The sequence below is a fragment of the Chlamydia psittaci 6BC genome, assembly GCF_000204255.1.
GTDB classification, from domain to species: Bacteria; Chlamydiota; Chlamydiia; order Chlamydiales; family Chlamydiaceae; genus Chlamydia; species Chlamydia psittaci.
Window position 1 is genome coordinate 748,232 of record NC_017287.1, and the last position, 23,166, is coordinate 771,397.

Here is a 23,166-nt window from a genome sequence, read left to right on the forward strand (position 1 = left end):
CTGAGCAAAAATCAAGAATAATCTCATGAGGATACAGCATCACTTGCATGATTTTCAAGAAAAAAAATCCTATCGCATGCTGAGAGATCTTGGTGTATAGAACCACACACACCGTGATTTGCAAAAATTCTTTTTACTGCCTCTCCTTGACGATAACCAATTTCCAGCCAACCTACACCCCCGGGATGTAAAACAGCGTCTAAATCCCGAGCTATTCTTTCATAGAATTCCAATCCCGAACTGCCTCCCACCAAAGCTTTCCAGGGCTCATGACAACGAACTTCTGGATCTGTGCGCATAATTTCATCAAAAGAAAGGTAAGGAGGATTACAGACAAAAGCATCAGCTGGACAAGAAAAGGGGGCAAATAAGTCCCCTTCAAGAACGTCGACTTTTAGATTATTTTTAGAAGCATTGATTTTAGCTACAGCTACGGCTTTTGGACAAATGTCTGAAAGAACTACTTTAACATTTGGACAATACTTTTTTATAGATAATCCCAAACACCCACTACCACAACACACATCATAAAATGTTTGGATATGAGAATGCTGTGTTAAATATTGTATAATTTTTTCAGCGAGCAACTCTGTTTCCATTCTAGGGATCAGCACCCGAGAATCTACTTCTAGATCTAATTCTAAAAAACGTACACTACCATGAATATATGCTGTTGGAACACGTTCTGCTCTTTTCTGAATACGCATCCAATACATGTTTAGAGTATCGGAATTCAAACGTACGGATAATATTTGAGCTCTTGAAGTTATTCCAAGCAAATCCATCAAAATATCAACGGCTTCTCTATCTGAGAAAAGTACGCCACAATATTCTAAATAAGCAGCAGCTTCTTTAAGAATTTTCTTTGTTTCCATTTTGCAAAAGCTGGTGATAAGCATGGCTAACCAAAGCTGAGGTAATCGTATCCAAATCGCCTTCCATAACTTTATCTAAGCTATAAAGAGTCAGTCCTATTCTATGATCTGTCACGCGATTTTGTGAGAAATTATAAGTACGAATTCTTTCTGATCGATCTCCGCTACCCACTTGAGCCGACCGCATAGCCGAAGCTTCTTTATGACGGCGCTGCATTTCTGCATCACGTATACGTGCCTTCAAAATACGCATAGCCTTAGCTTTATTCTTATGCTGACTGCGTTCATCCTGGCAAGTAACAACAACGCCTGTGGGCAGGTGGGTGATTCTCACTGCAGAATCCGTAACATTGACGTGCTGTCCTCCAGCTCCCGAAGCTCTAAAGGTATCGATTTTTAAATCTTTTTCATCGATAAAAACTTCTTCATCATTTTCCGCAGGTTCTGGCAATACAGCAACAGTAATTGCAGAAGTATGCACACGACCTTGAGTTTCAGTTTCAGGGACCCTTTGAACACGGTGAGTTCCCGCTTCATACTGAAGTAAGCGCTTAACTCCAGTTCCTGAAATACCCATCACGTATTCTTTATATCCACCGATATCTGATTCGGAAGCGGAAAGTACTTCATACTTCCATCCTTTAGCAGACGCATATAGGTGATACATTCTTACGCAGTCCCCTACAAATAGAGCGGCTTCGTCTCCTCCTGTACCTGCACGTAATTCCATAATGACATTCAAATCGTCATCTGGATCGGGGGGGACCAATAAATTCTCTAAAATTTTATAGAGTTTATCAACCTCAGCTTTTCCCGATTGAATTCCCTCTTCTAGCATAGCTATCATCTCAGGATCTTTCTCCTGAGCTAAAGCTTGTTTATCATCACTCAGAATTTTTTCCTGAGCCACAACCCTATCATAGGTATTTTTTAACTCAGAAAGCCGTGCGTGCTCTTTACTTAAGAGGCTATACTCTTTGGGGTTATCAAAAATCTCTGGATTAGAGATTTTAGCTTCCACTTCCTCGAGACGTTTCAAATACTCTAGAATCTTTTTTTGCATGTATCACTTCTCAATCAAGAGTTCTTGGCATGATTCCAGCTAAGCATGCCAGGAGTTCTTAAGTTAATTTCTTAAATTATCTACCTGATGTAAGTAGGCCATCCCTTAATGAAAACATTCTATTATGGAGTCGCTATATCGTCGGATCAAACCCACTGTAAATAAAGCTTTTGATTACTTTATAAATTGGTACTTGGGTCATAGTTTTATCATATTTTGTCAATATGCGTCACTGCAAACAAAAAAAGGTTACTAATTACTCTATTTGTTGAATAACTATGAGCGTTCCCAACTAGGGCATTAAATGACAAAACACGTTTCAATACACCCTAATCACAGGGGAAATGACAACGTGTTTACAAAAACATTGAAGATGAAAAGAAGAAATTACTTCTTTTTCTTTACAGGGGCTTTTTTCTTAGCTTTAACTACAGGTGCTTCTTCAACAGCAGCCTGGGAGGGTTGTGCGGGCTTTACATTACTGTAACGCTTTAAGAATTTGTCTACTCGACCCTCAGCGTCTACTAATCTCTTACTTCCTGTGAAGAAAGGATGTGAAGCTGAAGAGACGCTCACGTAACATACAGGGTACTCTTGTCCTTCAAACACTTCCGTTTTATCGCTTTGATATGTAGATCCGCAAACAAATTTATATCCTGTAGAAGAGTCTACAAATAAAACTTGTTGATAGTTGGGATGGGTGTTCTTTTTCATATTGACAACTCCAAAATCACCATCTTATGGTATGTGGGTAACAACATCATGAAATACTAAGGGAAAAGAGTACAGTAATACTTTATGAAAAAGCAAGAAAAAACACGTTTATTTCCTCTATTCCAAAGACTTTTCATTCTAGTTATTTTCCTTTGTCCTTTTTCCGCTTTTTCTCAGTCTTCCCATTCTCTAAAAAAAAATTTGTTTCGTGCTCAAGCTGGAGATTACGCAGTCTTTAGCAAGGGGGGACAAAAGTTTTTTTTATTTGTAAAATCCATAGCAGAAGAGACTGTGTGGATAGAAATGACAGAGTTTCCACATTTGTCACAACAAGACCGTACCCTATTGAAAAATACCCCATGGAAAACTTTAATTAGTAGTCTACACTCACCCAGAAGAGTTTTTGTAATTTCTCTGTCAAATCAAGACTTGCGTATCTTCTCTTTAAATCTAAAAACGCAACAACTGCAGCAGATTCACACAGATGATCTTCCTCTGTTTTCCACGCTTGTACAACTTTCTTTAAACGAAGCTCCTGCGCATCTAACAAAGACACAGGGGAAAAATAACGACCCATGGTCCCCTAGAATTACTCTAGAAGGAAATTCTGCAGTTAAAATGCCTGTGCAAGCTTGGCATGCACATTGGCCCAAAGATTCTTCTATTTTATCAGAGAAAAACGTGCTTATGTATTTTACAGCCTGTGAGATCTCTGTTTTCCCTCTATGGACAAGTATAGAAACTCCCAAGGGTCCGGTTGTCTTACGAACTATTGATGTGGGTCATAATGCTATATCTCCATATTCCTACAGCATTCCCAAGATATAAAATCCTTTCCAAAACCCTGTCTGGATGCCTTCTATAGATTCAACTTTGAAAATCGAGAAATTCTTAAACTTATCTAGAAAATATTTTTGATTGAAAAATCTAATAGAGTAAAATGGCTATCATGGTTTTTGTTAGACGTGCGCATTTTAATTTTAATACTAGAATTAAATGTGTATGACTTTCGTCTACTCTAGGTGCGCTAAGTATGGCCACAATTCCGATTAGGGAAATTCCCTTTTCGAACCTCCATATATGGTTATGGAGAAATTCAAACTCAGAAAGTAATTAAGGGTTTCACTAGGCATCTTCATGAAAGATCGGTTTTCTTTAAATAAAAGTCGTCAGATACTTCACTCAACATATAAATTACTCAAAAGTAAAAAACTTGCTCAAGATCCCGACTCTAAACAAGAGCTACATAAGTTATTAGAACAACTTGAAGAAGCCATTTTTCAACAAGATCAGGAAGCAGCTAGTCAACTCGCACGGCAAGCTCAGCAATTCAGCAAGCGCTATCCCGCTTCTTTTGCAAAAAAATCATGGGAACTGACTAAAGCCATTCTTTTTGCTGCCTTAGCAGCTTTTCTTATTCGCCAATTTTGGTTTGAACTTTATGAAGTTCCCACAGGATCCATGCGTCCAACTATTTTAGAACAAGACCGGATGATTGTTTCTAAAACCACTTTCGGCTTACATTTCCCGTTTAAGAAAAAACCTTGGGGATTTCGTCCTGAAGCTGTTACTCGTGGAGGTCTTGTAGTCTTTACTGTTGGTGATCTTCCCATTTCCAACTCCGATACCAAGTATTTTGGATTCATTCCAGGGAAGAAACGTTATATTAAGCGCTGTATGGGGAAACCAGGCGACACCCTGTATTTTTACGGGGGTAAAATTTACGGCTTAGATAAAGAAGGTTCGGTTATTCATTTCCCCAATGATTTTGGTTTAGAGCATCTCTATCACGTTCCTTACATATCTTTTGATGGGTCAGTAGAGATCGTAAATAGCAACAAAACTACCGCTTATTTTAAACAAATGCACCAACCGTGTGGGAAACTTTCCTTGCCTCAAGAAGGTCCTTACGGCCAATTTTTCCATAAAGGTGTTTGGCACAATGACACCCCAAATGCATTAAAACAGCACCACGCTTCTCCGGTGAGTTATGCTGATCTGTTTGGTATGGGCAACTATGCTATGGTGCGCATTCTGACACATAAACAAGCGAGCTTATGTCATACGTTACCTAATGCAACAACGCAGGCATATTTAGAGATATCTCATACTCCAAACGTTTCCTATCCCACGCCAAATCTTCAGCATTATCACAATCAGATTGTTCCTACAATACAACCGATGAAAACGCTACTTCCCTTACGCCAGGAACATATTCACCTGATTAGGAATAATCTAACCACATCACGATTTGTGATTTCTGATGGTGTTGCTTATAAATACCAACCATTTGCAACAGATCCAGAGGGATCCGCTAAACTCTACGGTCTTCCTTTTCCCGGAGTAGATGATGGTTGTTATGAGTATTCCAAGGGAGAAGCTTACAAAATAGGTTTCGGAGGCATGCGTTATAAACTTAAACCTACGCATCCTTTAATGCAGTTAAATGATAACCAAGTAATTGATTTATTTAACTGTGGTGTTAATTTTAGTTCTTTCTTCATCCCGAAAAATCCTAAATACAATCCTTTGCCTAACCGTTATGCATTTTATAACCAGGGGAATCTTTATATTATGGACTCTCCTATTTTCATTAAAAATGATCCCGCTTTGCAAAAGTTTGTAGAATCTGAAAAAACAAAACAGGAAGAATCTTCAGAAGATCGTCCTTATATAGGCTTTATTGACAGAGGTCCTCCTCCTCAAGATCCAGAACAATTCGCAGAGTTTATTCACAATTTCGGAATACAAATTCCTGAGAACCACGTTTTGGTTTTAGGAGATAATTACCCTATGAGTGCTGATAGCAGAGAGTTTGGCTTTGTGCCTTTAGAAAACCTCTTAGGGTCACCTTTATGGATTTTCTGGCCTTTGGGACATTTTGGACGTTTAAAAAATGTTCCCGCACCAACTACACTTCCGGGATATCTAGTTAATAGTCTGGCTTTAGGATTCTTTATTTGTATATTTGGGTACATGCGCTATCAACGACACCATCGTCTGTTCCCCAAGAATAATAAGAAAAAATAAAAAAGAAGACTCTCCTAACGGAGGGTCTTCTTTTCTCTATGTAGAAAGAATGTTAGAGCTTAATGTGGTCTAGCAGCTACTTCGATTGCGATAACTGTAGGATGACCGTTAATGTCCCATTCTTCTCCTTCGAGAATATCGACAAATTCCCATTGAGTAGTTAAAGTCTCCTCACAAATATAATCTACATAGTGTACAAACGCTTTTCTCACATCTTCTGATGTTTGTATTCGCAAGACAATACGATCAGAAACATGAAGTTTCTGATTACGACGCATAGTATTGATTTTATTCACCAATTCTCGAGAAATCGCCTCAACAATAAGCTCTTCAGTCAATTGACAATCAAGAACAACAGTAAACAACGAAGAACTACGAGCAACATAACCTGGATCGGTTTCCCAGGAAATCAATACATCATCCATATTTAAAATAAGCTCTTCAGAACCTAAATTAAGAGAGATATATTCCTGTTTTAACAACAGTTGTATTTGTTCTTGAGAAAGAGAAGCCAAAGCTTTTTGTATATCCTTGATCTTCTCTCCAACTCTTCTACCTAGAGACCGAAAGTTAGGTTTCACCGTTGTTTTTACAAAACTTGGTGCTTCCTTATAAAATACAATATTTTTGACATTCAGCTCTTCTGCAATAAGCTGCTCAAAAGAAGCTAACTCATCCAAACGATCTTTAGGACCTACTACATAGAAATTCGCCAAAGGTTGACGTACTTTTAACTTATGCTCTTTCCTTAAGGAATGCCCTAACCCGACAATCTCTCTAGCATCACCCATACGCTGTTCTAAATCTGGAAATACCTTAGCAAGGTCAACGTGTGGGAAATCACAAAGATGTACTGACTCCAAAGAGTTTTCTGTTTTTATCTGCTGGTATATATCTTCTGAGATGAAAGGAATGAAAGGAGCGATCACTCTACAGAAAACAGTCAGCACCTCATAGAGTGTTGCAAAAGCTGCTCTTCTATCTGGGGTATCTGCAGATTCCCAAAAACGTCGACGACAACGACGAATATACCAATTTGTTAGATCATCAATAAAAGTAACAAAAGGATTCACAGCGGTATTCAAATTGTAAGAGCTCATACTTTCACGAACCTTACCAACAACAGTATAAAGATTAGAGAGAATCCATTTATCAATTTCACTGTAACTAATCTCTTCTTTATCGTAATTGTTAGCATCAAAACCGTATAAATCCGTATAGGTTTTGAAAAATGATAATACATTTGTTAAAGGTAATAGAACTTGCTTGAGGACAGATTCAACACCTTTATCAGAAAAACGTAAATCTTCTGCTTTAACAACAACGCTATCCAATAAATACAACCGCAAAGCATCGGCGCCATAAGTATTCATTATGCTCATAGGGCTCGGATAGTTATTTAACCTCTTCGACATCTTATTGCCGTCTTCAGCTAAAACAATACCATTAACTATCGCATTCTTAAACGCAGGCTGATCGAATAAAGCTGCTGAAATAACAGTTAAAGTATAGAACCATCCTCGCGTCTGATCTAAACCTTCGGCAATAAAATCTGCAGGAAATCCAGATTCAGTAGCTTCTTGATTTTCAAAAGGATAATGATTCTGAGCATAAGGCATAGCTCCTGAATCAAACCAGCAGTCAAATACGTAAGGTACGCGATGGAATGACTTCCCATCTTTTTCAACTTTTAATTGGTCAACAAAATGACAATGTAGATCGGAAACCTTCTCTCCAGTGAGCTTCTCAAGCTCTTCTACAGAGCCTATAACTAAGATTTCTCCATCCTTACTTTTCCAAACAGGAATTGGTGTTCCCCAATAACGATTTCTACTAATGGCCCAATCTCTAGCTCCTTCCAACCACTTACCAAAACGTCCTTCTTTAATGTGTTCTGGCACCCAATGGATTTTTTTGTTCGCTTGCAACATTTTATCTTTGATCTTCTCAACGGAAACGAACCAAGAATTCACCGTTTTATAAATCAATGGTGTATCTGTTCTCCAGCAGAAAGGATACCGGTGCATTATCGTACCGTGATAAAACACCTTGCCTTGAGTTTTTAAAGACTTGATAATTCCCTTATCACAACTCTTAATGTATTGCCCTTGATATTCAGGTATCTCTTCAGTAAAACAGCCGTGATTATCTACAGGACAGACCATGGGAACACGGTGCTCTTTGCAGACAAAGAAATCTGCCTCACCGAACGCAGGAGCCATATGGACCACTCCCGTACCCTCGCTCTCCTCTACAAACGAGCCAGGAAGAATTTTATAAGCGCCTTCCGCACGTTTCTGCTCAAAAAAGTTAAAGGGTGGCTCATAGCTTTTCCCAATCAATGTTGTTCCTGGGAAACTTTCTATAACTTCATATGTATCGGGGTCGGAAAACCACCGCGATAGACATCCTTGCCCTAAAATCCATTGCTCACCGGAAACTTTATCAGCAACACGTACGTAAGTGATTTCAGGGTTCACAGCAACTGCCATATTCGACACTAACGTCCACGGTGTTGTGGTCCATACCAATAAAGACGCAGAATCCCCGTGTAAAGCAAACTTAATCACTACAGAAGGGTCATCAACTTCCTTGTAGTTTTGACCTGCTTCAAAATTTGATAGAGGTGTGCCCAACTTCGTAGAGAAGGGAACCACCTTAACACCTTCGTAAACTAACCCCTGATCATAAAGAGAACGGAATACCCACCAGACGCTTTCCATAAATGAGGCATCCATCGTTTTCCACGTAGCAGAAAAATCTACCCAGCGGCCTACACGATTTATATAATGCTCCCATTCATCAACGTAACGAAAAACAATTTTTCTGCACTCTTCGTTAAACCTAGCAACACCAAAATCCTCTATGGCCCCTGGAGTGGTAAGATTTAAAGATTTTTCTACTTCATACTCTACAGGAACACCATGACAATCCCAGCCGAATCTTCTAGGAACATAGTATCCATCCATAGTAGCAAAACGCCCAACAACGTCTTTAATTGTTCCAGCAAGAAGATGGCCATAATGAGGTAAACCTGTAGCAAATGGCGGGCCGTCATAAAAAGAATATAGGGTTCTCCCCTCTCTATTTTTTAATGATTTTTGAAAAATTTCTTGAGTTTTCCAAAAATTTAATATTCTTTCTTCTCTATTAGCAAGACTTTCCCTACTGCCTTCCCCTTCCGTATGCATATTGTATCCGTTGAGTGTGTTTTGATATAAAATCACTCTAAAAATAAAGATTTTTCAGGTTTTCGTCCACCTTGCCCTAGAGTTTGAGAAAAATTTTCCTTCTCTTGACAACATTTAAAATAGGGAGATACTTGAGTTGTACAAAAGCACAGGAAAGCTTACAATATACTCCGGGGGTGTATAGGTTTCGACTTGGGAATGAAGTGTTAATCGCATGCGGAGGGCGTTGGCTGGCCTCCTAAAAAGCCGACAAAACAATAAATGCCGAACCTAAGGCTGAATGCGAAATTATCAGTTTCTCTGAACTCTCTGAGCAAAGATTAGCTGCTTAATTAGCAAAAGTTGTTATTTAGATAACCTCTAGATAACCCGGTCCTCATGGACTCTACCAGAGGTTTGTGAAGTACCGTCATCTATCTGGTTGGAATCTACCTCCTCTAATTCTCAGGGGGGTTGATTCGAGATTATTGAGAGTCGTTGGTTTCCATAGATGTTCTTAGCTGAGGAAATGCAATGTAGTACCACTAGGGACTAAGCATGTAGAAGTTAGCAGGGAATTCACTAAGGACGAGAGTTCGAGTCTCTCCACCTCCATACTTTTCTAGTTATAGAAAGGCCTGGCCTCCAAGCACGCATTCTTTTTTATCTAAAGAAATACATCATCCTTTGAACTGCACAGTAACTTTAATCAGTATCTATTCGGAAACTTACTTTTTCATTATAGTTCTCAAATAAGTCAAACGCCTGCTGAAACTTGAACAAAGCATGAAAATTTCAGAACACACTGTCTTAATCATCAATCATTGTCATACTCCTACTGGCGAATTAGATCATTATTTTGGCTCCAACAAACAATACGTACTTCAAAACCCTCTATACCGCTCCTGTTTTGAATTATTCCTTAGCTACGTGCCAATTTTCAGTACTTTTACTGGAGTGCGTGCTTTATTAGGGATTGCAAATATTGAAAATGTTTTGCTCATTCCAACAAAAGGTCACAGTACAATATGCTCCATTGGACCTTGTGTGGATATTAATGAAGCTGTGCCCAAGATCCGCAAAAATGCTTGGTTAGAAATTTTGGGAATTAAAGGCTTTGTAGCTATCTTTCAAGCCATTCTTCAGGTTATACGCGTAGTTATTCGCTACTTCAATAAAGTCTGTGGGTGCATATCTCCGGCACGCGCAGTTATGAATTTCGTAAACCGGCCACTCTCTCCTCCAAAATCTGCTCAGGAGGAGCTCCAAGATTTTTTAGGACCTATGCAACTATAAAATAGTTGCAGCCGCAGCAGCAAGTTTAGAGCGCTCCGTACGCGTGAGAAACATATGGCCGTATAAAGATAAGTGATGGAACTTACCGACTAAGTAAGTAAGACCATTGGAATTCTCATCAAAGTACAAACTATCAATTTGCGTAGGGTCCCCAGTTAAAACAATTTTTGTGCCCTTACCTGCACGAGAAATGATTGTTTTAATCTCATGAGGAGTAAGATTTTGTGCTTCATCGATAATCATAAACACCTTTGGCAAAGACCGTCCACGAATATAGGTGAGCGCTTCCATTTCTAATTTTTTAGCCTCAATTAAAGACTGTAAAACTTCGGAAAAATCCCCCATCCCACCAATACTAAAAAGAAATTCCATATTATCGTAGATGGGCTGCATCCAATGAAGAAGCTTTTCTTCCTTAAGACCTGGAAGAAATCCAATATCCTTACCCATAGGGATAATAGGACGACTTACCAATAACTTATTATAATTTCCCTTATCAAATACCTGATACATAGCTGCAGCTAAAGCCAATACGGTTTTCCCAGACCCAGCTTGTCCCATAAGGGTAACTAACTTTATATCGTCTCTTAAAAGAAGATCCAACGCACATTTTTGTTCATTATTTAAAGGTTTTATTCCCCAAATTTTATCTGGAAGAGCTCTCAAAGAAACAATCCTTCCCTCAGTTTCATGATAACGACCAAGGGCAAAATAATTTTCTCCTCCAGAAATGAAAAAATATTCATTAGGCGCTGGAGCGATATCCAAAGGCACATCTAAGTACCCATGTGTATAAAAGTTCTCTACATCCGATGGGGATACAGTTAACTCACGATAACCACGATACAGAGATCTAAAAGAAAATCTCTTATTTTCATAATCTCTAGCTTCTATTCCAAGGGCCTCGGCTCGCACTCTACGTCCCAGACTTTTCGTAACAAAAACCATAGGTTCTCGTTGTGCGATCACTTGAAGAAGTTCTAACGTGAGAAGTTTTCTACGTTTTTCATCATTAGCTAAATTCGCAATAGAAGATACTTCTATACGCAATTCACTGCCATTGGGTAAAGAAATGCCTTCGGCATGATTACCTGACCTTTCAAGTAGTAAACGGATATTGCTCAAAGCTCGCGAAGCATTTTTTGCCGATTCATCACGATCTTTAGCAAAAGCCTCCAGCTCTTCAATTACAGTAAATGGAATAATGATGCGTGTATTCTCAAACGATGATAGGGCTTCAGGATCATAAATAAACACACTCGTATCAATGACCATTGTCTTCTTCATTCAGCTAACTCCTAACGAAATGGGCTCCAACCCTAATCAAATCATTTTATAACGACAAATATCTTTATTAGTAGAACGATGAAAATACTTAAACAAATACCTGGAGAATCTGCGCCGATGTTGACAAAAATTTATTAGAAACTTCTTGACCCTTTTATATAATTCTAAGTAAAAAAAACTCTATTCTTAATTCTTGCAAAAAGAAAAAACTGCCTGAATCTTTAGGAAGTTAGGTCATGAATTAGCAATCGATATTACGAATTGCTAATTCGATTGTAAAAAAAACAAAGCTTCCCTACAATGACGTTAAGCAATGACAGTAGAGTTCACCATTGGAGGTCGTCATGAAAGTGAAAATTAATGACCAATTGATTTGCATCCCTCCCTACATTTCCGCACGATGGAATCAAATAGCTTTTATCGAATCACAAGAAGGAGAAGTTCAAGGTCGGTCTACCCTCAAGTTGCATTTAATTGATGGAAAGACCATTTCTATACCTAACTTAGATCAGGCGATTATCGATATTGCTTTCCAAGAGCACCTTCTCCACTTAGAATCTTCTCAAATGATGCGCGATGAATCTGGCCGTGAAGACGACAAGCTGGGTATGTTAATCAATACCTTGCAACAATTATCCAAAGATACCGATGTGCAGATATTTGCTCATAAAAGCCTCATATCTCCTCTATTTTCAGGAACGAGTCCAATGGAAATGATCTTACAACATACTCCAGAACATAAGGATCATCCAGACGCTCCTGCGGATATTTTAGAGAAAATGGTGACGGTAATCCGTTCATTAGTAGGAAATAATCAAAACCTATTTCCTAAAGCAGAGCCTCATTGTAATTGCATGCACTGTCAGATTGCTAGAGTTATTAGTGAAGAAGAAGAAGCCACTGTATCCGAACAAGATTTATCTTTTCGCACATGGGATATCAGTCCGACAGGGAACAAATTGTATCTTGTTACCAATCCCCTAAATCCGAATGAGCAATTTAGTGTCTACTTAGGCACACCTATTGGATGTACATGTGGGCAGGTAAATTGTGAACATATTAAAGCTGTTCTCTATACTTAAGGTTCTACCTAATCTCGTTTGGTAAGATAATTGACTTTTTCACTGCAGTCGATATAATTCTTTTTTCTAGGGAGTACTTCCCCTAAAGGACTAGGTCACATCCTTGTATCGATTTCTAATGTGAATACACTGTAGGAGTAAAGCATGCGAACGCTATCGATTTCTATGCTTTTGTTTACCATCGGGTCAGGAATAAGTTCAGTAAGCTTGCATGCTGCACCTTCCACATCAAAGACTCCCGCTGCGCAAGTAGACAAGGCTTCCTTTGCTCCATTTACAGGAGAGATTAAAGGAAATCGTGTTCGTCTACGCTTAGCTCCTCATGTTGATAGTTCTATTGTAAAAGAACTATCCAAAGGTGATTATGTCGCTGTAATTGGTGAAAGTAAGGATTACTACATTGTTGCAGCACCCGAAGGTCTAAAAGGTTATGTATTTCGGACGTTTGTTTTAGACAATGTTATTGAAGGCGAACAAGTGAATGTACGTTTAGAGCCTTCAACATCAGCTCCTGTGCTTGCACGATTATCCCGAGGAACAGAAATCCAAGCAACATCCAACCAACCACAAGGAAAGTGGTTAGAGATTGCTTTACCTAACCAATGTGCTTTCTACGTTGCGAAAAACTTTGTTTCTCAGAAAGGCCCTATCGATATTTATAAACATAGACAAGGTCAGAAAAAAATCGCTTTAGACTTGCTAGATTCCGCTATGAATTTTGCTAAAGCAGAGTTACAGAAACCATTAGATGCGGTTGATCTAGAAGCTATTTATAAAAAGATTAACCTTATACAATCTGAAGAATTTAATGATGTCCCAGGTCTACAACCTCTAATACAAAAAGCTTTAGAGGAAATTCAAGATACTTACCTATCGAAGTCATTAACAAATCAAGATAATACGATAGGGAAACAACAAGTGTCCAACTCTTCTAATGTTGTTGACAGTATCGAGAAACCTACAACAGGATCGTTGTTATCTCGACATATCCGTAAGCAAACAACAATAAAAACTTCTCCAAAAACTCAAGGAAGAGAAAGCCTAGAATTGTCGTTGTTTAAAATTTGGGCGAGCATGCAACCCCAAGAAAACGCTAAAAAGCTTACTCAAGAAGCCTTCTATGAGGAAGAGAAAAAGAAAAAGCAAACTTTTGTTGGTGAGCTTGAAATTTATCCTCATGTCGTAAAAAACAATCCCGGGGATTTTTTACTTAAAGACAAAGAAAACACTATAGCATTCGTCTATGCAACAAAAATAGACTTAGAAAAATGGTTAGGAAAGAGAGTTTCTGTGGAATGCCTCCCTCGCCCAAACAACCATTTTGCTTTCCCTGCTTATTACATAATTAACATCAAAGAAATAGCTTCTTAAATTATTCGTCCGTACTCTCTTTTATATCTTCCAGTATCCAGCATGCAGGACAATTTAGAAGTAGAGTATCTTCTTTGATTCTATAGTACTTAATGCGTTGAGTCCCCTGGTCGTCTTTACTTGTATAGACAAGATGCATGCATCCTTGTCTGTCTAGATACGCACTAGGGTCTACGCTATAACCAGAGTCAATAAGCTTAGGATGATTCCAAGTTATTCCCTCATTATATGATGAGAAGCATGTAAGCCTCTCTCCTGCACGAGCACTATTCGCAAAAAGGTACAGTTTGCCATTTCTCCCGGATTGAACAGCAATACTATTGTCATAGCTGCGCCAGGGAAGGTTCTTGAGTTTTGACCAAGAGCTTCCTTGATTTGTCGATACAGCCATACAAATATAACTCTCTTCTACAGAAGCATTCCTAAAAAACAATGCGAGCTTATTCGACGTGAATTTTACAATTGCAGGTTCTATAGGAACTTGATTTCGCGAACCTCCTAAAATCGGACCCATACGTCCTTCCCAAGATTTAGAAAAGAAATTATAGATTTCAACCCAAGAGTCCCCTATCACCGCCTGACCAGGAATTTCATAAACATTGTACGAGGGAATGTATACGCGATTTCTTATCCTATCAACGTATGGAGGATTTCTAGTTGTTCCTTCTATTCCTGGAGGCAAGAGTCTATGCTCCAACCAATGAAATCCTGAATTAAAAGAAAAAGCTACATAAGGTTGACTTCTACTCTCTCCAACCTGTTGCTTTCTATAAAACAGCCAAATTTCTTGAGAGCTAATTCTTACTAATACAGGGTGGGAAAATAGGCCGGACTCTTGAGGAAAAATTTCATAAGGCTCTGACCATATCCCCAGGTCACAACGCCTTCCTATCAACTTATTGCTGTCGCAATCTTGCCAAACAACAAGAAGACGTCCCGAAGTCTCTACAATTGTCGACATTCCTGAAGTCCTGTTGTCAGAAGATAGCCAGAGCTCCTCACAGGGCTTATAAGTTTCTCCTGCATGTACAACCGCAGGAGAAAAGAATATTAAACAAATCCAGCCCTTCCACATAACTGCAACCTAAAAATAGAAAATAGGCAGCATGTTATAAAAATTTTAGAGTTTTTGTAATGGGTAAAAATACGTCATCTCTAAAACTTCTAATACACAGAAGGGAAATCTGTTTTCCCTCTGAAAACACGATAAATATACACACCATAGGCAGCTATAAACGGCAAACCAACCAGTACAATGACTAATAGGCTTTGCAAAGTTTTTGTGCTTGCTGCTGCATTATAAATCGTATAGCTATTCTCAGGGTCTACTGTAGAAAATAAGATATTTGGGAAAACCAAAGTTACAGCAGATAATATTAAAAGCAGTAAATTCAGCGAAGAATAGAGAAAAGCACAGCCATAACGTTCTCGAGATATGCAAGTTTTAGTTGCAAAGCAACAACCTAAAGTCATAGCCAATAAAAGTGTCAACAGAGGATATGTAGGGACACCAGCAAAACTACCTACTTGGAAAGAGTTCCCTTGTACTTGCGGTATCATGGCAAGTGTAGTACTAATTAACAGTAGATAAACAACTAAAAATGCTGACAAAACATAAGGAAAGCGTTTAATAATCCGCTGTTGTAATTCACCGGTAGTTTTCATTAAAACAAAAGTTACCCCATGAATTGCAAAAGCACAAACAACAAGAGCTCCACACAACAACGTATAGGGGCGGAAAAAGAGTATCCAAGATAATGAAGAATACGGAGTTGTAGGAGATATAGGCAATCCTAAGACCATATTCCCTACTATAACACCTAGGAAAAAGCTAATCATTATTCCGGATATGCAGAAAGTAACATCCCAAAAAGATTTCCATTTTGCTGACTCAGTCTTACTACGAAACTCTAAAGAACATCCCCGAAAGATATAAAGCAAAACTAAAGTCCATATTGGCATATAGAAAATAGATAGCAATGCACCATAAGCGGGGGGAAATCCTGCAAAAAGTCCGCCAAAAATAATAATCAGCCAGACCTCATTACCGTCCCAAATGGGTCCTATAGAGTTAAGTAATACGCGTCGTTCTTCATCTCCACGAGAGGTGAAATAGATTGTGCTCAAACCTAAATCAAAACCATCTCCTAGAGAATAAGCAAATACTGCAACCACTAGTATAGCGTACCAAGCTATTGGCAACATCGAAGTTAATGAAAATTCCATGATTATACTTCCACCTCATTAAGATCGTTTTGGTCTGGTCCTCGTTGTATTTTTTTACATAAAAGAAAGAGAAATAAAGATAAGAGACAAACAAACACCAAACTAAATAAAATCAGAGACTGCATAACCTGTTCTCCGCGGATTATAGGAGAAACAGCGTCCTTAGTTTTTAATAAGCCATAAACAACCCAGGGTTGTCTTCCCATTTCTGCAGCAAACCAGCCCACTTCATTACAGACCTCGGGGCAAAGAACAGAAAATGAAAGTATGGATAAGAAGAACGGTCTTAATGCCCAACGTTTTTTCTTATAGGCAAACCATGAAATGACCGCCAAAATCACCATAAGTCCCCATAGCATTACCATAAGATGGTAAAATTGGAATACCAGTTGCACGTTAGGCCACTCATCTTGTGGAATTTGATCTAAACCTGTAACCGGAGTCTTAGGATTTCTATGCACTAAGAATGAAAGACCTCCAGGAATAGGTAAGCCTATAACTTTTTGGTTTTTTACATCTACGTAACCAAACAAATAGATTGGGCTGTATTCTTCAGTTTTAAATATACCTTCAAAAGCAGCTAATTTTGCAGGTTGCGTCTTCGCAACACCACGTGCTGTAACATCTGCAGACCACAACTGCAAAATGAGCACGATAATACCAGTCAAGGCACCCAATTTTAATCCCTTAAGAGCAAATTCTACGTGGCGTTGTTTACGCAAATAATACGCACTTACGCTAATCACTAGGAAAATACCCGAAAGCCACGTGCCCAATACCACATGAATATAGCGATTTATACTTGAAGGTGAGAAGACTACTTGCCAAAATGAAGTCATCACAGGAACAAGCTGTCCGTTATGCATGGCCATTTCATAACCTGAAGGCGTTTGCATCCAAGAGTTAGCACACACTATCCAGAAAGCACTCATATGAGCTCCTAAAGCGACCATACACGTAGCGAAAAAGTGCATTTTCTTAGAAACTTTATGACGTCCAAATAGCAATACGCCTAAAAAGCCAGACTCTAAGAAAAAAGCGAAAATACCCTCACTTCCTAAAAGTGTTCCAAACACGTTCCCTGTATATTCAGAAAACCTCGACCAATTAGATCCAAAGGAAAAAATTTGCATGATTCCAGTGACAACGCCAACAACAAATGTTATTGCAAATACGCCAATCCAAAACCACGTCATTTGTTTATAGATATTCTTCTTCGTAACTAGATACAAGCCCTCCATTAGGACAAGCATCATACTGAGACCCATGCTCAAAGGAACAAACAGGTAATGAAATGCAATAAATAAACCAAACTGTATTCTAGATAAAATTACTGTATCCATCATGTCCGCCAGAAATCCGAGAACAAATAAAAAACCTGTAATGTGAAGTATATAACAAACTATTGCAACTATAAAATACTTTGCTGTTAACCTTTTTCTCTATATGCTACAGTAGTATATTACCTTCTTTTAGAAAGCAGTCCATTGCCATTAAGGTGAGAATCTCTTCGAGTATTCTTAAGAAACTAGTAAAACTATGCCCATAGATATTACTTACTATACAACGCCCTTATTAGAGATTGTTCTGATTTGGGTAATGTTAAATTATCTGTTAAAGTTCTTTTGGGGAACTCGAGCCATGGACGTTGTCTTTGGTTTGCTAGCTTTTCTATTTCTCTTTGTTCTCGCAGACAAGCTACATTTTCCTATTATCCGACGATTGATGCTCCATGTCGTTAATGTTGCTGCCATTGTCGTTTTTATTATTTTCCAGCCAGAAATCCGACTGGCTTTATCTCGTGTACGCTTTCATGGACGAAAGTTTGTTATTGATTTACAGGATCAATTTATTGAGCATCTAACTTCCTGCATTTATCAAATGTCTGAGAGACAAATTGGCGCTCTTGTTGTTCTTGAAAATAAAGATTCTTTCGATGAATTCTTAAGCTTTTCTTCCGTAAAAATTAATGCAGACTTTTCAGAAGAGCTTCTAGAAACAATTTTCGAACCTTCTTCTCCTCTGCATGATGGAGCTGTAATCCTCAGAGCAGAAACCATAGCCTATGCTCGTGTTGTTCTTCCCCTAGCCCAAGATACAACACAGTTATCTCGTTCTATGGGGACCCGTCATCGTGCAGCTTTAGGAGCTAGTCAACGTACCGATGCATTGATCATCATTGTCTCTGAAGAGAATGGTTATGTATCACTATCCCGCGATGGAATTTTGACTCGCGGAGTCAAGATGGATAGATTCAAAGCTGTGCTAAGAAGCATCCTTACTCTGAAAGAACAAAAACATAAACCCTTTAGCTCATGGATTTGGAAAAAATGATCGATTTCTTTTCTCGTTTTTTCATTCGTAATTGGCTGAGAAAGGTGGTGTCTTTGGGCTTTGCCATCATCATTTGGGTGCTCGTCGGGCAAACAGTAACTGTTACCCGAACGTTAAATAATATTCCTGTGCGTATTATTGACCTCAATCCAGATCAAACTGTATTAGGATTACAAAGTAACGGGTTATTAGATAAAAAAGTCTCTTTAACGATTACAGGGAATAAAAATACAGTTCATGATCTTCGTCCCACAAACTTGGAAGTCGTTATTAGTGCTACAGGACATTCAGAAAGCTGGATAGCAGCTATTGACAAGTACAATCTTGTCAGTCTTGATGGTGAAACTAATATCCGTAGAGATATTCAAAGTGTTTCTGCTGATGATATTTTTATTCGCCTTACACAATATGTCACCGAGGATATTACAGTAACGATTACGACTCCTGTAGGTAGTCCCCCTAAAGGTTACGAATACTTGGATGTTTGGCCAAAATATCTGATTCAAAAAGTTAGCGGTCCTAAAGAGTATGTCAACGCTCTTAAAGATCAAGGACTGGAACTCACGTTTAATCTCAATAAGGTATCTTTTGAAGAATTAGAAAGAAATCGTATTGCTCAAGGGAATCATGATGAAATTATCTTTCCTATTCCTGAGGAATGGAAAAAAATTCTCATCCCATTTGGGAATACAAATACATATGAGAACCTAAACGATCCTCAAGCAGATTTTTTACGTCTATTATTTTTAAAACAGGAATTTATTCCTCTAAATCTTAATCTCCCTGTTTTGCTTTTCTTCCCTGTGAAGTACAGCAACACTTTCAATCCTTTAGCCTATACTTTAGAACCTTCCCATCCAATTATTCTGAATCAGGGCATTTATCAAATTAATATCCCTCTTTATGTGAAAGACGTAAGTAAGCTTTTCTTAGATGTCGTAAAGAATAACATTGCTTTAGCCGTTGTTATGGCGCCCCCACATGAGAATAACTCTGTAAATTGGGCTGTAGAGTTTATAGATGAAAAGACTCTCGAGGATACCTTTGTTCAAGCAATCATGGCACAAGAACATGGAATTCTTCATGATTTCGCTTTGATTGATGAAACAGGAATACGTCATCGCTTCCGTGAATATCTAAGAAAACTTACCTTATTTGGCAAAGATGGATTTCCATTAAATCTTTCTGCAGAGATTTCTCATAATAAGGTGATTATTCGTTCAAAACCTACAGAAACCTCAAAGCTACATAAAAAGGATTGGTAGGAATTTCATTATATCTACCTCTTGAGATTTATAACTAACAGCTTAAATAAGCATAAAAATTATAAAAACAGTTGTCAGAGTTATTGAGACTATTATAGTGTCAATGCGAACGGCTCATTTAACTACTAAAAGAGCGTAATTTTTCATAAATAAAGAGACAGCGTTCTCACTTACCCCCAACCTCTTATTACGCTGTGTAGAGTAGGGATCCTAAATTATGTTGCGTCGTGCTAAGCAAAGCTTTGTAGACTTTTTCGTTTACTATCTAGGAATAACTGTAATCGGTATTTTCAAACATATTCCTCGTTCTTTGTTACATCGCTTAGGAAAAGCTCTAGGAACTCTCGTTTTTTATACTATCTCGGACTATAGAAAAACGGCTCTTACCAATTTAGCATTAGCTTTCCCTGATAAATCTTTTAAAGAAAGACAATCCATTGCTAAGCATTCGATACAACATGTAATGATTACTGTTTTAGAATTGTTAGCAGTAGAAGGACTCATTAGTCATCTTAATGATTTAATTTCCATAGCTACAGCAGAATCGCATCCTGAAGGATTTTCTTCGGACGAAGTGCTCACACACAAAGAATTACAAGATACCTTTTCTAAGCTCGATGAAAATGAAGGAGTTATCTTGTTTTGTGGCCACCAAGCAAACTGGGAACTGCCTTTTCTTTATATTACGAGAGACTATCCAGGTCTAGCCTTTGCTAAACCTATAAAAAACGCCCGGTTAAATAAAAAAATTTTTTCATTGAGGGAAATCTTTAAAGGGAAAATTGTTGCTCCGAAACAAGGAATCAATACTGCTCTTCAAGCCTTACAACAAGGGTATGTTATCGGCATCGTCGGTGATCAAGCATTACTGATCTCTTCTTATACTTATCCACTCTTCGGGCATGAAGCATTTACAACAACATCTCCCGCTTTACTCGCATATAAAACAGGCAAGCCTGTGATCGCCATATCCATATGCCGGAATAAAAACGGCTATACTATTGTTCCTAGCAAAAAGCTCTATGCTGATAAATCTCTTCCTATCAAAGATGCCACAACATCACTTATGAACAAGCTCATGAGTTTCTTAGAAACAGGCATAGCTCATAAGCCACAGCAATGGATGTGGATGCATAAACGATGGAAACGTAAACTGCACAAGGGGTTAAAAAAGAAATATGCCTATAGTCACATACTCGTTATTGTCAACTCTGGGGATCTTGATCACCTCGGACAATTTCTTTCTGACCTAGAGCGACTCTACTCAGGAGCTGCGTTAACATTAGCCTTATATAACCCGACTAAAGAAAAGATTTTTACCTCGAACCTACACCAATATACTATAAAAGAGTTTTCACATCTTGAAACTCTCTATGCTCTTCCCAATAGCTTTCCCGCTGTATTTGATTTAGCAGACCTTCCAGGACGCCTGCATAAGCATTTTAAGAAAACGGGATCAGTGGCTCTGTACACCCGAAAAGCATTAGAAAAGAAAATCTCCCAACCTACAGCTCCCTTAATTACAGCACTCAAGAAGTTTTCAAAAAATTCTTAACTTCCAAAAGAGTTTTTTTGCTTTTTTTTTTGATTTGCCCCAGAATGCTTTCGGTATTTTATAAATAAAAAGAATTTTATGTGCTTAACAGACTGTTTGGGATCCTCATTTGAATGTACTCTCAACTGCATCTGCAGTTGTCAAAACTCTCAGAATAATAAACGCGTTACAGCACTAATCTCCGCATTAGTCCTTGCAATATTAGCAATAACAGCTGTTGTTATTTTCTCATTAATATGCGCTGGTACGATTCATGTTCCTGAAACCCTTTGGGGAATCAGCAAGTACATCCTAACACCGATACTCCTCGCAATCGCCTTGGTAACGGCTTCGTTATCAGCAGGATGCTTCAAAGCAAGAAACCGCTTTTTATCTGCATAATCCTACGAGCATCAGCTTATTTAGCTGATGCTGAGACGATGTCATTAACTGTTGTCAATGTCAGATTATTGGTATCTTTCATTTGTGCTCCGCGACTTAACACTAAAACTTTATCGTAATTTGATAAAATTCCTCTTTCGATACCATAGACACAAGCTTGATGTCTCCAGACTGTACGATCCGACTCTTCGGTAAGCATAGGGTATACCCCCCACTCTAAAGCAAGTCGGTAGTATACAGACAGGTTTGGTGTAACAGCAATGATGGGGAAGCGTGGACGATACTTAGAAAGGAAAATCGGAGAGCCTCCAGATTCTGTATACACGATAATGGCTTTGGCTGCTGCCTTCTCAGCAATTTGAATTCCTGACAGCCCTATAGACTGAAGATAAGGAGATACCTTAACAGCACTCTCACTATCATTAATCTCTAGGAAAGACATGTAATTGAGGTTTTTTTCCGTTTCTTGAATTACAGAACGCATGATTTTCACAGCAGCTATAGGATGACTACCTGAAGCTGTTTCTCCTGATAGCATCACTGCAGATGTCCCATCATAAATAGCGTTCGCTATATCAGAAACCTCTGCACGCGTTGGCAATACATTGCGAATCATAGATTCTAACATCTGTGTAGCAGTAATACAAAAACGCCCTGTTTCACGAGAGACTTTTGCCATAAATTTTTGCAAACTAGGAACTTCCACAACAGACAGCTCGATTCCTAAATCCCCACGGGCAATCATAATCCCATCTGCAACTTTGGCAATCTGCGGGAAATTTTCTACACCTAGGCGATTTTCTATCTTAGCAATAATCGGCATATCCTCACGCCCACAATCTGCTAAGCACTTGCGCATACTCTCGATATCTTCAGCACAACGAACAAAGGAAGCCGCAATCACATCGACACCCTGATCTACTCCAAATTTAAGATCATGGATATCCTTATCGGTCATAAAAGGAAGAGCTAAATCAATTTCTCTGATACTTAAAGACTTATGAGACTTCAACTCTCCAGAATTAATAAATTCTAACTCTAACCAATCGTCACCAACAGAAGTGATAACAGCTTGGAGATACCCATCGTCTATCAAAACTTCAGTACCTTCACGAACAAAAGGGAAGACACATTGAGGATGTAAAGTGACTCCTCCTTCGAGCGATCCCTCGATCTCTTTCTCTACTAAAGTGATTTTCTGGCCTCGTGCTACCTTAATTGGCGTGGGAATCTTTCCTAAGCGAATTTCTGGACCTTTAGTGTCCAACATAATCGCTAAAGGGGCTCCTTTTTTCTCTCGCAACTCTTTAAGAAGATTTATTGTCTGACCATGACTTTCATGAGTACCATGACTAAAGTTTAACCTGGCGACGTTCATACCCGCGTCTAAAAGCCTCTCAAGCATTTCCGGAGTATTTGTTGCCGGACCTATAGTACAAATGATTTTCGTTCTTGCGATCATACTTCCCTAATTTATCAAACCAATCAAAAACTTTTTTTATCTTATAGCGAACATT

General features: G+C 38.5%; 18 protein-coding genes and 1 other RNA gene. 10 read left to right on the top strand and 9 right to left on the bottom strand.

The window, feature by feature from the left end; all coding sequences use genetic code 11:
* Nucleotides 1–23: 23 nt before the first annotated feature.
* The 3 genes from prmC to G5O_RS08435 form a co-directional block, all read right to left on the bottom strand.
* Nucleotides 24–875, bottom strand: a complete 852-nt coding sequence (prmC, locus tag G5O_RS08425) for a peptide chain release factor N(5)-glutamine methyltransferase (RefSeq protein ID WP_006343325.1) — start codon at nt 873–875, stop codon at nt 24–26.
* Nucleotides 853–1,938: a peptide chain release factor 1 gene (gene prfA, locus G5O_RS08430; RefSeq protein WP_006343326.1), complete on the bottom strand. Its 1,086-nt coding sequence runs from the start codon at nt 1,936–1,938 to the stop codon at nt 853–855. Before prfA ends, prmC begins: the two co-directional genes overlap by 23 nt.
* Nucleotides 1,939–2,325: 387 nt before the next feature.
* The gene (locus tag G5O_RS08435; RefSeq protein ID WP_006343327.1) at nt 2,326–2,652 is read right to left on the bottom strand and encodes a type B 50S ribosomal protein L31; all 327 of its coding nucleotides are present in this window, start codon (nt 2,650–2,652) and stop codon (nt 2,326–2,328) included.
* A gap of 84 nt (nt 2,653–2,736) precedes the next feature.
* Here G5O_RS08435 and G5O_RS08440 point away from each other — a divergent pair, with 84 nt between their 5' ends.
* Complete coding sequence (locus G5O_RS08440) at nt 2,737–3,480, top strand: hypothetical protein (protein WP_006343328.1); 744 nt, start codon at nt 2,737–2,739, stop codon at nt 3,478–3,480.
* Nucleotides 3,481–3,789: 309 nt separating this feature from the next.
* Nucleotides 3,790–5,682, top strand: coding sequence for a signal peptidase I (gene lepB / locus G5O_RS08445; RefSeq protein WP_006343329.1), 1,893 nt, complete (start codon nt 3,790–3,792; stop codon nt 5,680–5,682).
* A 59-nt stretch (nt 5,683–5,741) separates the two neighbouring features.
* Here lepB and ileS read toward each other — a convergent pair whose 3' ends face one another.
* A complete protein-coding gene (gene ileS, locus G5O_RS08450; protein ID WP_006343330.1) occupies nt 5,742–8,873 on the bottom strand; it encodes an isoleucine--tRNA ligase in 3,132 nt (1,043 codons plus the stop codon).
* A gap of 172 nt (nt 8,874–9,045) precedes the next feature.
* Here ileS and ssrA point away from each other — a divergent pair.
* Nucleotides 9,046–9,470, top strand: a transfer-messenger RNA (tmRNA) gene (gene ssrA / locus G5O_RS10355).
* A gap of 168 nt (nt 9,471–9,638) precedes the next feature.
* On the top strand, nt 9,639–10,148 hold the full coding sequence (locus G5O_RS08455) for a hypothetical protein (RefSeq protein ID WP_006343331.1): 510 nt from the start codon (nt 9,639–9,641) through the stop codon (nt 10,146–10,148).
* On the opposite strand, the gene G5O_RS08460 is transcribed toward G5O_RS08455, so the two are convergent.
* Nucleotides 10,143–11,435: a PhoH family protein gene (locus tag G5O_RS08460; RefSeq protein WP_006343332.1), complete on the bottom strand. Its 1,293-nt coding sequence runs from the start codon at nt 11,433–11,435 to the stop codon at nt 10,143–10,145. The genes G5O_RS08455 and G5O_RS08460 overlap by 6 nt on opposite strands.
* A gap of 344 nt (nt 11,436–11,779) precedes the next feature.
* On the opposite strand from G5O_RS08460, the gene G5O_RS08465 reads away from it, so the two are divergent.
* A complete protein-coding gene (locus tag G5O_RS08465) occupies nt 11,780–12,517 on the top strand; it encodes a hypothetical protein (protein ID WP_006343333.1) in 738 nt (245 codons plus the stop codon).
* Between the two features lie 144 nt (nt 12,518–12,661).
* A complete protein-coding gene (locus G5O_RS08470) occupies nt 12,662–13,888 on the top strand; it encodes an SH3 domain-containing protein (RefSeq protein ID WP_006343334.1) in 1,227 nt (408 codons plus the stop codon).
* Between the two features lies 1 nt (nt 13,889).
* Here G5O_RS08470 and G5O_RS08475 read toward each other — a convergent pair whose 3' ends face one another.
* The 3 genes from G5O_RS08475 to G5O_RS08485 form a co-directional block, all read right to left on the bottom strand.
* On the bottom strand, nt 13,890–14,963 hold the full coding sequence (locus G5O_RS08475; RefSeq protein ID WP_006343335.1) for an exo-alpha-sialidase: 1,074 nt from the start codon (nt 14,961–14,963) through the stop codon (nt 13,890–13,892).
* Between the two features lie 89 nt (nt 14,964–15,052).
* Nucleotides 15,053–16,114: a cytochrome d ubiquinol oxidase subunit II gene (gene cydB, locus G5O_RS08480; protein ID WP_006343336.1), complete on the bottom strand. Its 1,062-nt coding sequence runs from the start codon at nt 16,112–16,114 to the stop codon at nt 15,053–15,055.
* Nucleotides 16,115–16,116: 2 nt separating this feature from the next.
* Nucleotides 16,117–17,457 carry a cytochrome ubiquinol oxidase subunit I gene (locus G5O_RS08485; RefSeq protein WP_006343337.1) on the bottom strand — a complete coding sequence of 447 codons (1,341 nt, stop codon included), beginning with the start codon at nt 17,455–17,457 and terminating at the stop codon, nt 16,117–16,119.
* 196 nt (nt 17,458–17,653) lie between these two features.
* Between G5O_RS08485 and cdaA the strand changes: the two genes are divergently transcribed.
* From cdaA to G5O_RS08505, 4 genes are all read left to right on the top strand, one after another.
* A complete protein-coding gene (gene cdaA, locus G5O_RS08490; protein ID WP_006343338.1) occupies nt 17,654–18,448 on the top strand; it encodes a diadenylate cyclase CdaA in 795 nt (264 codons plus the stop codon).
* Nucleotides 18,430–19,713: a CdaR family protein gene (locus tag G5O_RS08495; RefSeq protein WP_013462699.1), complete on the top strand. Its 1,284-nt coding sequence runs from the start codon at nt 18,430–18,432 to the stop codon at nt 19,711–19,713. Before cdaA ends, G5O_RS08495 begins: the two co-directional genes overlap by 19 nt.
* A gap of 217 nt (nt 19,714–19,930) precedes the next feature.
* Complete coding sequence (locus tag G5O_RS08500) at nt 19,931–21,268, top strand: LpxL/LpxP family acyltransferase (RefSeq protein ID WP_013462700.1); 1,338 nt, start codon at nt 19,931–19,933, stop codon at nt 21,266–21,268.
* Between the two features lie 78 nt (nt 21,269–21,346).
* Nucleotides 21,347–21,649: a hypothetical protein gene (locus G5O_RS08505; RefSeq protein WP_013747384.1), complete on the top strand. Its 303-nt coding sequence runs from the start codon at nt 21,347–21,349 to the stop codon at nt 21,647–21,649.
* A gap of 16 nt (nt 21,650–21,665) precedes the next feature.
* Here G5O_RS08505 and pyk read toward each other — a convergent pair whose 3' ends face one another.
* Complete coding sequence (gene pyk / locus G5O_RS08510) at nt 21,666–23,111, bottom strand: pyruvate kinase (RefSeq protein WP_006343341.1); 1,446 nt, start codon at nt 23,109–23,111, stop codon at nt 21,666–21,668.
* Nucleotides 23,112–23,166 lie beyond the last annotated feature (55 nt).